The sequence below is a fragment of the Filibacter tadaridae genome (assembly GCF_900609045.1).
Taxonomy (GTDB): Bacteria; Bacillota; Bacilli; order Bacillales_A; family Planococcaceae; genus Sporosarcina; species Sporosarcina tadaridae.
This window is the reverse complement of sequence record NZ_UXAV01000017.1, coordinates 11,380-27,258: the sequence shown is the minus strand read 5'-3', so window position 1 is coordinate 27,258 and position 15,879 is coordinate 11,380. Positions and strand designations below refer to the sequence as shown.

Sequence of the window (15,879 nt, the reverse complement as noted above, 5' to 3'; positions counted from 1 at the left end):
ACTGATTGACCGTTAGTGTCAAGTGGTCAGTTTTACTCAAAAAAAGAAGTCTCACACTAAGAGACTTTTAAAAATTGTCCCACTCAATAATTCAACGATGCGTTTTTCCGCAAGTTCGTCGTCATGCGTTTTTCCCCAATCGACAATAAGTGCAAGATAGGATTTAAATAAAAGATACGCAACAAGTTCCGTATCACACGGCTTCAGTTCACCTTTTGCGATAACTTTTTCCATCTTCTCTTTAATGTAAGAAACGATTTCTTTTTCGATTGTTTCAAGCACTTCTTTCACTGCGGGCGTACGAAGTTCTTTCTCTTCGTCGATAAGTTTCGCGTATAATTGATGCGTTTCACGGAATTTCAACATTTGCATCAATCGTGCATGCGCATTCTTTTCGAATGAAGCACCTTCTACGGCAACAGAATCGGCTTCTGCACGCATTTCGTTGATCAATTTTACAACGATGGCGTTGAAGAGGTCTTCTTTATTGGCAAAAAACGTATAGATTGTTCCTTTGCCGACGTTTGCTATTTTAGCAACTTGATCCATCGTTGTCGCTTTGTAGCCAAACAAAGAGAATGATTTCGCTGCCGCTTCCAGAATCTCTTGCCTACGATCCATTTCTCCACCTCACTTTGAATAAAAGGTAACTAAGTGACTAAAATGCAATTACGGTCATATAGTCATTATAATATACTCAATACTGATTGATTGCAAGTGTTTTTTTAGGAATCTCAAAAAACTGTAGAAGAGTTTACATCTTCTACAGTCAAGAAGTTTTGGTGTTTTTTCATTAAGAAGATGTGTTTCCGCTCATGTACACTTCTTCAAACGGTTGAACAATGACAAACCCCTCGCCTGAGAATTCCATTTGAATAGATTCTCCACTCCCGCGGCCAAGAAACGTTCGAATACTGATGTCGGTGCGGAATTCCGGTGTTAAATTACCCGACCAAGCGACTGTTGCATTCGGATCGGTTATGATCGGTTCCCCTGGACGGACGAGAAGCGTTAAAGGCTCGAAGTGGGAGGTGATGGCGACTCTGCCTGTACCTTTTAACGTTACATTGAACAAGCCACCGGACATCATGCCCGCCACTTTACGCATAAGTTGAATATCCCATTCAATTGTCGGCTCGAATGCGAGAAGGTCGTTGCCGTTAACAGTAATGGCCTCATTATTCAATTCAAAGATCGTTATTTTCTTCCCTTGATCGGCTAAATAGAGCCTCCCTTTTCCTTGTGCTTTCATAAGCGAACTGCCTTCACCCGTTAATGCCTTTTTGAACATTTTCCCAATACCATGTTCCAATACTTTTTCACGTTCAAATTTTATTTGCCCTGTATACGAAATCATGGAACCCGTCTTTGCCCACACTAGATCGTTCAAGTTAACTTCCAGTATCCGCGGCGTTTCCAGCTCGAAGAAATCATTTTCCCGTTCATCCTGTTTTGTCTGTGCGATGAACTTATCAAGTGTATAATTGCTCATGCGTTCATTTCCTCCTTTATCTACTATATTGTCTATGACCATTACCTATACATACGAGTCGATAGTTGTAAAGGTTTCAATCGCAGTTGTAAACCGATTATTTACCGAATCCGGGATTTTGAATTGACCTGTGAGTTGGGTCATGTTCGCTTTTTCTTGCATCTATCAACTTTCTGCATAATTTAATCCACCCTACAATCAGTAGACGGAAGCAAAGCCTGTTTTGGCCCTTAAACGTAAAAAAGGAAAAAGAGAGCAGAGGAATCCCTGTTCTCTTTAACCCTTTTAACTTACATTCGTGAAAACGGATGGCTGTTCTAAATGGCTTATTTCTCCGTCTTGTTCTTTACTTTTCAGCTATTAAACATGCGCTTCGTTCGTTTCAATCTTTTCCTCAATAATGACGCCGCGTTTTTTCATTTCCTCGATGTATCGGTCACCCGGAACAATTTTCTCGGGAGGATGAACCCCTCGTTTTGTAATTGTACCGTTCCCAATCATTTGTGCAACGATGGAAATGGTATTCGCCGTTGCGCGAGCCATTGCGGTTTCGTTTACTTGCGTATCTTTTTCTGTCACCAGATCATACTCATATGTTACCGGCATGCCGCTTTTCTCGCCGCTGACGATGACGCGAAGCAATACGGCATCCGACTTCTCACCGAGTCGCAGTTGAGGTGACAAATGCTCTCTCATGACGTCACGTATTTTCAGCGCAGTACCATTGACCGTTACTTCATTGTCGCGTGATAACAAGCCAAGATCGACAAGTAATTGGAATTTCTCAGCATGCCCTTTATAGCGGATTGTTTTGTACTCAAGCGTATTCACATCAGGGTACGATTTTGACAAAGTTGACGTACCGCCTGATGTATGGAAAGCTTCCAACTCACCGTATTTATCGAAATGGATTGTTTCGATTTCCGATAACGAGGGAATTTCCATCAACTTACCATCCCGTATAACGAGCGAAGAATCTGTATAATGATCGAACACGCCTTCCAACGAGAATACGACATTATAATTAAGCGGCGGTTCCGGCTTCACTGGAATCCCGCCTACATATAGTTTGATGGACTCGACTTTATCCAACTTTTCAGCGCCGTAGCCTGTAAGAATATTAATCATGCCCGGTGCTACCCCTAGATCCGGTATGAGTGTTATCCCTTTTGCTGTCGCTTTTTCTGCTAGGTCGAGCACCGCATCCGTCGCGCCGCCAATATGGCCACCAAGATCAATGCTATGCACACCGATATCCACTGCTGTTCGCGCCACTTTTTCATTAAACGTATAAAATAGTGCATTAATAACGACATCCCCAAGTGCCATCACTTCGCTTAACTGCACGTCATTCGTTGCATCTAAGCGTAAAATATCCAGTTTGTCAGACATGAGCTCTTCCGCAAAGTCTTCAGCCTGTCTGACGTTCAGGTCAGCTAGATACACTTTCTCCACATCATCACTTTTCACAAGATCGCGTGCTGCTTCTTTTCCCATTAACCCTGCACCAAGTACGACAACTTTCATATACCCATCCCCTTATATGAATTTTTAGTCTGTATCGATTTGCGCCCGTTGCAATTTACCGCTGTAGTCTATATATATGCTTTTCCATTCCGTAAAGACATCAAGTGCCGCTACGCCTGAGTCTCGATGTCCATTCCCTGTACCTTTAGTTCCCCCGAACGGCAGGTGGATTTCAGCACCGGTCGTGCCAGCATTGATGTAGACAATCCCCGTATCCAGGTCGCGCTGTGCCCGGAATACTTTATTGACATCACGTGAATAGATGGAGCTTGATAGGCCGAACTTGACGCTGTTGTTCACTTCAATCGCTTCATTTAAACTTGAAACCTCTATCAATGATACGACAGGACCGAAAATTTCCTCTTGCGCCAAACGACTATCCCATGCAACATCCGTAAACACGGTTGGTTCGTAGTAATGCCCGTCCACAAGCTTGCCCGACGTCAAGATAGTTCCACCCGCAAGTAGTTTTGCACCTTCTTCTTTACCGATTTCAACGTACCCATGAATTTTTTCGAGTGCTTTTTCATTGATAACAGGTCCGATTTTCACCGATTCATCGAGTCCGTCACCAATAGATAACCCTTTCATAGCCTCTATCAGTTTCTGCTCAAGTTCCACCTTTATATCCTTATGCACGATAACGCGACTACATGCTGTACAACGTTGACCTGCTGTTCCAAATGCGCTCCATAGAATCCCTTCAACTGCAAGGTCGATATCTGCGTCATCCATGACAATGACAGCATTTTTGCCACCCATTTCAAGTGATACTTTTTTCAACTGACGACCGCCCGTCTCCGCAACATGACGACCCGTTTCAGTCGACCCTGTGAATGAAATGACGCGGACGTCCGGATGCTCGATCATAGCTGTTCCAACGTCTGTACCAGAACCGAAAACGATATTCGCCACCCCTTTCGGAAGACCAACCTCTTCAAAAATAAGAGCCATCTCGTAGGCCATCATTGGCGTCTCCGTAGCAGGTTTCCAAACAAATGTATTGCCCGCTACAATGGCAGGAAATGACTTCCACGTTGCAATCGCGATTGGAAAGTTCCACGGTGTGATGAGGCCGACAACCCCGACCGGTGCACGAACATACATTGCAAACTTATCTTGAAGTTCGGATGGAACGGTTTCTCCAAACAATCGACGACCTTCGCCTGCCATATAGAAGGCCATATCAATCCCTTCTTGGACTTCACCGCGTGCCTCTTCAATGACTTTTCCCATTTCTTTTGTAAGTACCTGGGCTAAATGTTCTTTCTTTTTTTTCATTAAATAGCCTATCTCATATAAATAGTCTGCACGTTTTGGAGCGGGTACGAGCGCCCATTTTTTTTGGGCTTCTTTCGCAGCTGCCACTGCTAGACTCACATCTTCTATTGTCGATAACCTTACTTGCGCCAATTCTTCACCGTTCGCCGGGTTTAAGACGGCCGTATAGTCTGCCTTACCAGCATCCTGCCACGAACCTCCGATATAGTTGTTCAATTGCATTGCAAAAATCCCCTTTCTTCCATCGAACTTGTCTGAAAACGCTTACACTACTTTAAATTCGACAAATCTATGAGAATCCCTTCATTTTTTTGAACTAAAAAACCTTGAACGGTCACAATGACTCGTCCAAGGTTATCTATTCATTATCCGTATTTCATTCAGTGCCCAGTTGTGAAAGGTGCAGATGATCTCAGTAACCGGCATCGAGGTGGTTTATATCTTTTTACGCGTTGACTTTTTTATCTTCCACCATTTTATCATACATCTTATGGATAAATTCGTTGATACTTTCAGCATGTTTCGTCATCGAACTTGTCGATACATCAAACAGTTCCGCCACTTCCTTATTGGACAAATCGGTTTCTCCAAGAATTCCAAGATCAATGGCAATGAGGAATATTGCAGCAGACATAACGCCTGGCTTTCGGAAATTCGGTCGTTCTTTCAATATATAAGAGGCACACATATTTTTCAGTAAGAGGCGCGCTTCATCATCGAACCCCTTTTCCTTCAGTACGTCATCCAACAGTACCAATGATTCCCGATGAACAGGCGTCAAATCATGTTCGATCAATTCATCCAACGTTACATTGTCCTTCGCCATTAAAATTTCATAGATATCTAGCATATGCTCTTTATAAAAATCATTCATATCCTCGAAATTGCCCGCATCGGCAAGTTTGACAATCGCGTCTCCAATCGAACCGTTCAGATCCCGTAAGAAAAGGAGCGACGTAATAATATACACGCCGTTCGCATGCTTTCTTTCATCCGGTAACACAACACCGAAAACAAGTGAACCTTTGTCGGCAGGCATCCCGTCTTCCTTTTCCAAGTAATAGGTATTGTTTCCAAGCAGTTCATTGATTTCGACAAAATCGTTTTTTTCTTTATTCATCCTTCCAAAGAGTACAGTCGGCTGTTGCCATGTTTCAAGTACAGATTGTAAAGCGCTTCGCACGGGACCACTCTGCACTTTTGCAAGATGATTCCTCCACATATCCTGACGTGCGACGAATAAGAAATACTCCGTTACAGACTCTTCAATACTATGACCTTCTAAGTGGTTCGTCAGTCTACTTGTCCATTGTCGTTTAAAATTGTCAAATTCGGCAACATCTTTCGGATCGGGTGATTGTTCGTAAACACCTGCAATGACTCGTTCAAGTTCTCCATTTACAAGTTGCTCAACGGAAACCTCATTTTTCTTCTCACAACATTTTTTATACTTTTTACCACTGCCACATAGGCATGGGTCATTTCGTCCAATCATCCTTATACACTTCCTTAGTTAATGTCCAATTTTTGCTCTATCATTAAGTATAACAGAATTTAAAAAGCTCCGCATGGGCCTTGTAGGACCCGTGCGGAGCTGCTGTTTCCTTGTGTCAAACCGTTTATTTTTGCTCTTGCGTACCGCAATACTCTCCATCATTCTTTGGAGGCATTACACGTTTTACAAAGAGCGTCAAAATAAGCGCGACCACTGCGACAAGTGTAGATAAGAAAAACGAGAAATTAATGCCGTCCAACATCGCTTGCGTTTCAATTTGCTCTTTTAACTGTGCAAGGCCCTCAGCGCTTGTTGGTGCTGTGCCTGATTGTTTCGCTTCTGCAAAAAGTTCGGCACCTGAAGATTCCATCCGTTTTGTCATAATCGTTAACAGGATCGCGGAACCAATTGCGCCGGAAACTTGTTGTAACGTACTGTTCATCGCGGTACCATGTGGATTCGAAATCATCGGCAACTGATTTAAGCCGTTCGTCATAATCGGCATCATAACCATTGATATCCCGAACATACGCACGGTGTAAATAGCCATCAAGTAATAATAACCTGTGTGCAAACCAAGTCTACTCAAATAGAATGTTGATATTACAGTAATGGTAAGACCGATAATCGCTAAAATCCTTGCACCGTACTTGTCGAATAATCGACCCGTAATCGGTGACATGAGTCCCATCACGATTGCACCCGGAAGCATCAGCAGACCTGAGTGAAAAGGTGAAATACCGCGTATTGTTTGGACATAAAGCGGTGTAAGAATCATTCCCGAAAACATCGATACCGATAAGACGATTGATATTGCCGATGCTAAAGCAAACATCGGGTGTTTGTAAATTTTGAAATCCAACATCGGATCACTCATACGAAGTTGATGGACGATGAACCAAGTGAGTGCAATGGCGCCAATAATAATCGTGCCGTAAACAATCGGTGCGTCCCAGCCTTTGTCCCCCGCAGAACTAAATCCATAAAGAAGTCCTCCGAAACCGATACTTGAAAGAACAAGCGAGAATACATCCAATTTCATATCACGGTTTGGTGTAATATTACGCAATTTCACAACCGCGTATATGAGTGTCAAGATGGCAAATGGTAAAACGATGCCGAAAAGAGTACGCCATGAATAATGTTCAATTACCCACCCCGACAATGTCGGACCAATTGCTGGTGCTGTAATCATGACAAGCCCAAATAGCCCCATTGCTGAGCCGCGACGTTCAATCGGAAATGCCGTAAGCATAACGTTCATAAGAAGTGGCATCATCATTGCAGATCCGACCGCTTGAATCATTCGCGCTGCTACAAGTACACCAAATGCTGGTGCAAGCATCGCAAGGAGTGTTCCGAGCGTAAAAAATGTCATCGCCGCTATGAACAAGCTCCGATTCGTAAATTTCTGGATGAAAAACGCACTCGCTGGTATTAAAATACCATTAATAAGCATATATCCTGTTGTTAACCATTGGACAGTGGCTGGACTAACTGCGAATTCATCCATAATTGTCGGCAATGCGACGTTTAACAATGTATTATTCAATAAAGCCACAAATGCTCCTATGAAAAGGATTGCAATCATTGCATAAGGTGGTTTTTCGTGCATTTTTTTGATATCTAAACTATTCTCCATTTTATATCCTCCAACTAATACTTGCGTATAGAATTTGTACCCTTTGTACATCATGTTAAACATTCTATACCGACAGTCCAAAATAATCAACTTACGAAAACGCTTTCACATAAAAAAAGTCCGTATTGCTGTTTTGAAAGGGATTAACGTATAAATTTCTGCTATACTCGTAGTATAAATTATACTTACCGCTACGACAATAAATGATAAAAAGGAAGATTACATGAATGACCGTAAAAGAAAAGTTTTATTGGCCGCACAACAACTATTCATAGAAAAAGGGTTTAACTCTACTTCCGTACAAGACATTCTTGATAAGTCTAAAATATCAAAGGGTACTTTTTATAACTACTTCACGTCAAAAAATGAATGTCTTATCGCAATACTGGAACGTGCTCGTGATGAGTCGATAGTTAGAAGAAGGGAACTTCTTATCGGACAGGATATTACCAATAAGCGGATATTAGCTGAGCAAATAACGATTCGCATGCTTGTCAACCGTGAAAATAATCTTCTTCCGATCTATGAAGCTGTTTTCTACTCAGCGGACACTGAATTAAGGGACTATATTAAAAAGCATCATCTGGGGGAACTTTCCTGGCTCTCTCAACGATTGATTGATATATACGGGAAAGAGGCCATCCCCTATGCAACTGATTGTGCAGTAATGATGACAGGCATGATTCAGCAAATCATTCATTTTCGTGCGGCCAGCTCGAAAGAAGAGCTTGATACAAGAACACTAATTCTCTTTATTATGCCTCGGATTGATGCAGTTATGCTAAATATGATGGAGACCCATGATTTTATGCTTGGGAAGGACCTATTAAATAATTTAAGCGTTAATGAAGAGACGCAACATGAAATGAAGGATAGACTGATCACTAAGCTCAGCGGGTTTCTCTATTTTTTAGAAGATGATACAAAGCAAGAGGGATATCAATATACGCAATTTCTAATTGATGAAATCCGTTCAGATGAGCCAAGGATTCCCATACTTGAAAGCGTCATTCGTTCTTTTCGTGAAGCGTTCCACGAGACGAAACACAAACCTGAAGCACTTGAACTTATTTTCAATCTGTGGAGATATATTGATATTCTTAAAAAAAAATGAGCCTGCTTGACTAATCGATGAAACCTTTGGCAAATCGGAACGTATAAATAACTAACAAATAGAGTATTAATGGAGGCAAACATGAATAATCACGAAATTGATTACAAGCTTTACGGCGACGATATGCAGTTTGTAGAAGTGGAACTTGATCCGCAAGAGACAGTTATTGCGGAAGCGGGCAGCTTAATGATGATGGAAGACGGTATCCAGATGGAGACTATTTTCGGAGACGGTGCAGGTTCTTCAGGTAAAGGAATTATGGGTAAACTGATGGGCGCCGGAAAGCGGGTACTTACTGGTGAAAGTTTGTTTATGACGACTTTCACAAATGTGGGTTCAGGAAAAAAACATGCTTCGTTTGCATCACCTTATCCCGGCAAAATCATTCCACTCGATTTAAGCCGGTATGGCGGTAAAATTGTTTGTCAAAAAGACGCGTTCCTAGCTGCTGCAAAAGGTGTAACGATTGGCATTGAATTTCAACGCAAACTCGGTGCAGGCTTTTTCGGGGGCGAAGGATTCATCATGCAAAAACTTGAAGGCGACGGTATGACGTTTGTTCATGCGGGCGGAACGATAATTGAGAAACAACTCCGTGCCGGTGAAACACTTCGCGTTGATACTGGTTGTCTTGTTGCAATGACAAAAGATGTAAATTATGATATTGAAATGGTTAAAGGCGTGAAAACGGCTTTATTCGGTGGTGAAGGTTTGTTCTTCGCTACATTGAAAGGTCCTGGTAGCGTCTGGATTCAATCATTACCATTTTCAAGACTCGCAAGTCGAGTATTTGCGGCTGCCCCACAAACGCCGGGCGGTAAATCTTCCGATGAAGGCAGTATTGCAGGCGGACTATTTAACATGCTAGGCGGGAAATAACGTTACGAAATCGAAAGAGCTACCTCATACGTCAACTGTTGGTTGGCGTACGGGATAGCTCTTTTTTCATTGTATGATTTATTTTTTAACCCCTTACTTACCGCCGTTTAGCAATAACCAAATGTATCTCGCTTCTTCGACACTTCCCGGTTCAACAGTTACATACTTTGGATAAGGGATGGTCTGCACCTTGAACGTCATTAAGTGATGGACATGGCCGTTCAGTTTTGCGGCCGCTTGTAGCATATCATCGGCACTTTCGGACTTTCCTTCTGATCCTTCATACTCAAGCTTCCAGTCGAGATACAGATACGTCGCATCGTGCTGCGATCCTTTTTCGTAGCGAACAAGAATTTCTGCTGCTTCTGTGAAACGTTTCGCATGAATAAGAGAAGCGACCGCTTCATACCTTGCACCTTGGTTATCCGTTTGATTCATTTTCAGCAAGTCTTTGAATATCCATGCGGCCTCATTGTACTCACTTGTTGTAAACAAATGAACGCCATAGGCAAATGCTGCACGCATAAATGGGCGGTTCGGAATGTTTTGCCATGGGTTCTCGCCCGCTTCAAAGGTACGACTTGCATGTCCAATTGCTTTTTCATACAGCTCCACTACCTTTGAAGCGTCTTCTTCCATTTCCGTTTGCAAGAGTAGAACATCGGGATTCGCTGCATCGATTATTGCTGCCTTTTCCGCTAAGTTTCGACGTTCCTCTTCCGTTTCTGCGAGGTAGGCTTCAAATGCAAGGAGTTGTGCACGCGCTTTTGCAATGCCGGGCTTACGTTCCGGCTGGACAACTCCTCCCGTAGTCATCGATGTTTCCCAAAGCGCTTTTTCCGTTGGTCGTGGATCGGTCCCGATATCATAGACACGCTCAGCCATCGGTTCATCCCCACTGTCCATCATGTCCGTGTACAAAGTGGATAGCTCTTTTGCATAGCGTTTAGACCCTTCATTTGTTGCAGTAAATAACTCCATAATCGCGTCTTCAGTAAGACCGGTTTCTTGGACTGCACCGATTTCCATTCCAGTTTTCACAGCAGCTGCCAAGAAATCCCCTTCTATCGGAACTTCTTTATTGTCATTTAAAAAATAAGCAACTGCTAATTTGTGCATAATTTCCTGTGAGTTCGCACTTTGTTCCAATTCCCGAAGTGACACGTCTAAAGCTGTAAGGGCGCTAAGTTGTGATGGTTCAAGCACTTCTTCCACAAGTTCATTCATGGATGCCATACTTCTTTTGATGAATAACTCATATATATCGAGCGCATGGTCCAGTAAAAATTGTTCGGGCGATTTTTCTGCGACTGCTTTTCGTAATTCTACAAGTGATTTCTTTGTCTGCTTGCTCCATTTCGCGAGGAACATCATGGAGGACACGGGCGCTATTGCGTTTTCCATTTTTCGAGGGTCGCGTAGAACAACTCCAAACAGTAACGTGCCGGGATCTGTCGGCATTCCCTCATTACGTGCTACCTGATAACTTTTTTCACTGAACAATTCACGTACAGTCAGCATCCCCTTATCGGCATGTATGATTTCCGCGAGCAGCATGAATGGCTCGTTCCATTCCTTTAATACCGCAAGGACTGCATCCCGTTTTGCCAGCTCCATCTGCTGTGTTAAATATGTATGCCAAAGCTCTTTATGTTGGATAAATAAATAAAATTCACTCGAAGCTTCTTCAATATGATCCTTTTCCCAACTATCCGATAGACGACTCACCCATTGCCGCATGACTCTCATCATATTCTCACGATCTGTACCTTCTGGGTAATTATCGAAATAACCGGTCAGCACTCTATCCAGTTCTTCATTTACAATCATTTCAACGATGTTCGTCCCTTTGGAACCGCAACACTTCTTATATTTCTTCCCACTCCCGCAAGAGCAGGGATCATTTCTTCCAATCATTCTGTTCGCCCCCTTTTAGTAGTAACAAACGGTGATTCTTTACTTATAGTATAACAGACCAAACAACCAATCCTCGCTGATTTGACTTGTCATTCAGCTATTGGCAATCAAGTTTTTCACCCCTGTTAGTTGGGTGACAGCAACCCATGATTACGTTAGGATGAAGAGTAGTCAATATAAGAATTGATTGGTTATCGGAAGGATTGGACACTATGGAACAACAAGAACATTGGAAGTCAAAAATAGGATTCATCATGGCGGCTGCCGGTTCGGCAATTGGACTGGGGGCGATATGGAAGTTCCCTTATGTTGCAGGTACGGGTGGGGGCGGTGCTTTTTTACTTGTCTTTTTGCTATTCACACTGTTATTAGGATTACCGCTTTTAATCGGTGAATTTATCATTGGACGTAAAAGTCAAAGTGATGCCATTTCGACCTATAAAAAACTGGCACCCCGCTCTTTCTGGCATGTTACGGGAATAATCGGCGTCATCTCCAGCTTTTTAGTTTTATCTTTTTACAGCGTTGTAGGCGGGTGGATTATTCTTTACCTGATTAAGGCGTTGAGCGGAGGCACGGCTGGTCTTGCGACAGAGGATTTCGGTCCGTTATTCGGTCAGATTATTTCAAACCCATTCTCTACACTGGTTGCTCAATTATTCTTTATCGTACTAACTATCGTAGTTGTCGCTAAAGGGGTTCAAAAAGGGATTGAAAAAGCGAGTAAAATCATGATGCCCGCTTTACTGGTTTTATTCATCATTTTAGTGATTCGCTCCCTTAGTTTGGATGGCGCTCTGGAGGGGGTAAAGTTTCTGCTCGTTCCAGATTTCACTAAATTGACGTCGGAAACTATTTTGTTCGCGCTTGGACAGGCATTTTTCACACTCACTTTAGGCGTGTCCGTTATGGTCACATATGCTTCTTATCTTCCTAAAACGCAAAACTTGCCGAGTTCTGCGATATCGATTATTTCCATGAATATTGTCATCGTATTATTAGCTGGGTTAGCTATATTTCCGGGTGTATTTTCATTCGGTCTTGAGCCGGATGCAGGTCCGACATTGATTTTCTCCGTACTGCCCGCCGTTTTCAACCAAATGCCGTTTGGGGTCTTGTTCTTTATAGCATTTTTGCTTTTATTTTTATTTGCTGCTCTTACTTCGGCTTTTTCCATGATCGAAATCATTGTTGCGACGATGACTAAAAATGATCCATCGAAACGCAAAAGGTTCACTTGGATTATCGGCATGGCCATTTTTGTCGTAGGCGTCCCTTCTTGTTTGTCCTACGGAGTCATGGCTGATGTTAAAATCTTTGATAAGACATTTTTCGACTTGGTCGATTTCACAGTGAGTAATGTGTTGATGCCCCTTGGTGCGCTGTTGATTTCTATTTTCATTCCGTTGAAACTTTCGAAGAGTGAGCTGTTTGAGGAAATGAGACAAGGCTCGAATGTAGGGAAGTTATTTTTTACGGGCTGGTTTTATTTATTGAAATATGTGGCTCCTCTTGCTATTGTGATTGTGTTTTTGGATGCTTTGGGTGTTTTTAAATGGTGATGTGGTTTTGTTTAGGGGATTGAAAAAGCGGAAGCCTCTCTATACATCGAGATGCTTCCGCTTTTCAATCACTGTGTTTATCACTACCATTCTCTGAAATTGTTATATCAATTGAAAATGGGATTTTATCATAAATCGAATGCGGCGTTTTTTCCTCTTCTTGAAGTATCAAATAATAACGGGCTTTTCGATTGTAGCGCATTGTTCTAAAGACAAACTTCTCCCTGTATGTTCGGTCGCGTGGATCCCCCGAAGGACTATCCGCGATAATGATATTCTCATTGGAAATCCGCTGCCCTTCTTCATTCACAAAATAAGCAAGTAATCGATTCGGCCGTCTTTTCCCCTCAACCTTCTCCGTTTGGAAAAACTCCAAATATGTGATGATACCTGTAATTTTCCGAACCGGGTTCGTCAATTTCACTTCTACTTTTCGAAGATCATTCCCTGAATGTTTACTACGGTCATTCTTAAACGTGATGACCGGCACAACAATTTCTTGAAGCATCGCCCCGCCATGTACATAATTCGCACCTGCCCCCTGCACTTGAAACCTGTCAGCTCCTTTTGGAACCGTAGCATACAACTGTTGGTCAGATTCTAGTATGTAATCCATGGAATAGGTCAATGTGCTATCTACATTCACTTCTTGGTCAGACAATATAAATCTACGTGTCGATATACGTGCGTCATCTACTTCTTTCGGTATTTTATCCCGCTTTTCTAATTGATCTCGCTGATAGATAAAACCATGGTCGGCAGTAATCATGATTGTCGATGCACTTACAGCATTCACTAGCTGATTGATAATAAGCCGGATATCATTCATCGTGTCATCGACAGCTTCAAAGACACCCATTTCAGTTGCCGCATGATCGCCTCTTGCATCAATCTCATTATGATAAATATAGATAAGCTTTTTGCCAACTAACAACTGTCGTAATTCGCTTCTACTTCTCACGATAAAATCCTGGTAGGTTAGCGCAAATGTTTCTTCAACAGACCGGTTCAGAATCTTTTTCCTGTTCGCGATTCCGGTAGCACGTATCCCATCGACAAAAACGTCTTGACCCTCATATCTAATCTTATTATGCGGGAGTAAGGCCGCCATTCCAAGATCTGTATAAGAGGGTACAACACTTTGTATGGCTTTCAATGTTGTGGATGCTTTTCGTTCATGATTCAGCGTATCGATAAGTTCTTTTGCAACTTCAAATCGAAGTGCATCGGACACAACGACAAATAGTCTTTCTCCCCCTGAAACGTATGGTTGTACATATGTACGATAAAAATTTGACTGCTGTTCAATCTCCTTTAAGGGCCAGCCCTGATGCTGTTGTCGTTCCAAACTGCTTGTCCATTTCACCGAAAGCTCCTGCAAAAACCAGTTCGTATACAAATCCTCAACAATCGTCTGAAGTGCCGACAAACGTTCCTTATTCTTCACTCGATCATAGGCAGTATAGAATTTCCGATAATACAGATCCGCTTGAAAATAATCATTTTCGTACAGTTGGAACAGCTCATTAGCAGGCTGTTCGGGTATATGCCGGTTTTTCTCATGTGCAAACTTACTTAGACACCTAGCATACTCAATCGCTTCATAGTCATGTTGATACTCGGGATACCAATGTAAACGTCTTCTTTTTTTGATCAGTTCTTCATATGAATCGAACTGATTGGCTCCCGAAATCAACTGTTTCTGCAAATAATGGATCACATTCTCATCGAACGCACGAAAGGTATCTGCTTCAGCAACTTTTTCTATTTCCCATTCCTCTATTGAAGCATTAACATTTAAAACTTCGGACAACTCATCCATCCGCTCATTGAAAATAGATTGATCCGTGCGATGATTCATCCAGCTATCTATATAGATTATTGCATTCGTTGGTTTGTTCGAAACATATTGTTGCCAACTATCAGGGAAATCGATGAAAGAGACCTGTTCTGACAAATAAGTCAAAACAAAATGGTTCAGTAACGAGGATAGTGATTTTTCTTTCAATGAATACCCATAATAACGCTCCGCAAGAAGCCAAAACGTTTCAATATCACCATACTTCTCGATAATGTTCCATGCTATATGCATTTCATCCCCGTGCAGTTTGAATAGTGTACGTATGATATCGTCAAGTGTATTGAAGGGACTTTTTACCAAAGCCGCGAGAACGGTAAGATCAATCATTTCCTCCGTATAACGGTTTGTTTTATATGATGTAAACGCCGAATACCTTGTCCTATTATTGAAAAACCGTGTATATTTCTTAAAAACAGGACGCAAGGTATCATCCGTTATCCCAAGTTCCCGCATCATAATCGTCACCCGATCCGTCTGGAATTCAGAACCCATTTTCAAAATCGACAGCAACCAATCTTCACGCGGCGCTGGCTTTTCCATATTCGCGTATAACAAGAAATGTGAACCGGGATCCACCGTTTCTAATTCATACTTAGTCGCGAACAAGTTATTTTCCGTTAGCATCCAAATACAGACACCTTCCAGTACTAATTCCTTTATGTCTTCCAAGAATTCTCCTTCCGCGTCATACCAAAAGACGACATGTCGTTTTTGATGGTTTAGAAGCTCCTTTTCAAACGAGGCTTTCAATAATAACTGTATTTCAGACATTTTCATCAGATTCACCTCCAAATGAAAAAGGGCAGTACACAATTCTAGTCACTGTCCTTATTTCGTCTTCTTTTTTCTTTCTTTCAAATAAACTTCCGCCCGCCGTAGGATATTCATTTTATAATATCCTAAAACTTAAGTTTAACTTAGTTCTTTTAGTTTTTATCCATTAGTTATAGAAAAAACCTGTCATATCAGCAGCCCTAGAGACTTTCCACAGCTTTAATAACTTATTTCTAAAACTTTTTAAAACTTGGCAATAACTTTGTTTAAATTTAATACATATTAAAGTTTTGAAAAGATCCCAAGATTAGTCGTTCTCATGGAATAATAAACAG

The 15,879-nt window shown here is 41.9% G+C and carries 11 protein-coding genes; 3 read left to right on the top strand and 8 right to left on the bottom strand.

Features of this window, described 5'->3' with window-relative positions:
- Positions 1 to 51: 51 nt before the first annotated feature.
- The 6 genes from FILTAD_RS01330 to FILTAD_RS01305 form a co-directional block, all read right to left on the bottom strand.
- The gene (locus tag FILTAD_RS01330) at positions 52 to 621 is read right to left on the bottom strand and encodes a TetR/AcrR family transcriptional regulator (protein WP_124068707.1); all 570 of its coding nucleotides are present in this window, start codon (positions 619 to 621) and stop codon (positions 52 to 54) included.
- A 172-nt stretch (positions 622 to 793) separates the two neighbouring features.
- The gene (locus tag FILTAD_RS01325) at positions 794 to 1,492 is read right to left on the bottom strand and encodes an AIM24 family protein (protein ID WP_124068706.1); all 699 of its coding nucleotides are present in this window, start codon (positions 1,490 to 1,492) and stop codon (positions 794 to 796) included.
- Between the two features lie 360 nt (positions 1,493 to 1,852).
- The gene (locus FILTAD_RS01320; RefSeq protein ID WP_124068705.1) at positions 1,853 to 3,019 is read right to left on the bottom strand and encodes a saccharopine dehydrogenase family protein; all 1,167 of its coding nucleotides are present in this window, start codon (positions 3,017 to 3,019) and stop codon (positions 1,853 to 1,855) included.
- Between the two features lie 24 nt (positions 3,020 to 3,043).
- Positions 3,044 to 4,522: an aldehyde dehydrogenase family protein gene (locus tag FILTAD_RS01315; RefSeq protein ID WP_124068704.1), complete on the bottom strand. Its 1,479-nt coding sequence runs from the start codon at positions 4,520 to 4,522 to the stop codon at positions 3,044 to 3,046.
- A 223-nt stretch (positions 4,523 to 4,745) separates the two neighbouring features.
- Complete coding sequence (locus FILTAD_RS01310) at positions 4,746 to 5,795, bottom strand: SEC-C metal-binding domain-containing protein (protein ID WP_124068703.1); 1,050 nt, start codon at positions 5,793 to 5,795, stop codon at positions 4,746 to 4,748.
- A 124-nt stretch (positions 5,796 to 5,919) separates the two neighbouring features.
- Positions 5,920 to 7,437, bottom strand: coding sequence for a DHA2 family efflux MFS transporter permease subunit (locus FILTAD_RS01305; protein WP_124068702.1), 1,518 nt, complete (start codon positions 7,435 to 7,437; stop codon positions 5,920 to 5,922).
- 223 nt (positions 7,438 to 7,660) lie between these two features.
- Here FILTAD_RS01305 and FILTAD_RS01300 point away from each other — a divergent pair, with 223 nt between their 5' ends.
- Together FILTAD_RS01300 and FILTAD_RS01295 are read left to right on the top strand one after the other, a co-directional pair.
- Positions 7,661 to 8,551 carry a TetR/AcrR family transcriptional regulator gene (locus tag FILTAD_RS01300; RefSeq protein WP_124068701.1) on the top strand — a complete coding sequence of 297 codons (891 nt, stop codon included), beginning with the start codon at positions 7,661 to 7,663 and terminating at the stop codon, positions 8,549 to 8,551.
- 81 nt (positions 8,552 to 8,632) lie between these two features.
- On the top strand, positions 8,633 to 9,430 hold the full coding sequence (locus tag FILTAD_RS01295) for a TIGR00266 family protein (RefSeq protein ID WP_124068700.1): 798 nt from the start codon (positions 8,633 to 8,635) through the stop codon (positions 9,428 to 9,430).
- A 93-nt stretch (positions 9,431 to 9,523) separates the two neighbouring features.
- Here the strand turns inward: FILTAD_RS01295 and FILTAD_RS01290 are convergent, their stop codons facing one another.
- Positions 9,524 to 11,347, bottom strand: a complete 1,824-nt coding sequence (locus FILTAD_RS01290; RefSeq protein ID WP_124068699.1) for a YecA family protein — start codon at positions 11,345 to 11,347, stop codon at positions 9,524 to 9,526.
- Between the two features lie 212 nt (positions 11,348 to 11,559).
- Here FILTAD_RS01290 and FILTAD_RS01285 point away from each other — a divergent pair, with 212 nt between their 5' ends.
- Positions 11,560 to 12,909 (top strand): sodium-dependent transporter, encoded by a 1,350-nt coding sequence (locus tag FILTAD_RS01285; protein ID WP_124068698.1) that lies wholly within the window; start codon positions 11,560 to 11,562, stop codon positions 12,907 to 12,909.
- A 64-nt stretch (positions 12,910 to 12,973) separates the two neighbouring features.
- Here FILTAD_RS01285 and pglZ read toward each other — a convergent pair whose 3' ends face one another.
- On the bottom strand, positions 12,974 to 15,547 hold the full coding sequence (gene pglZ / locus FILTAD_RS01280; protein ID WP_124068697.1) for a BREX-1 system phosphatase PglZ type A: 2,574 nt from the start codon (positions 15,545 to 15,547) through the stop codon (positions 12,974 to 12,976).
- Positions 15,548 to 15,879: the final 332 nt, after the last annotated feature.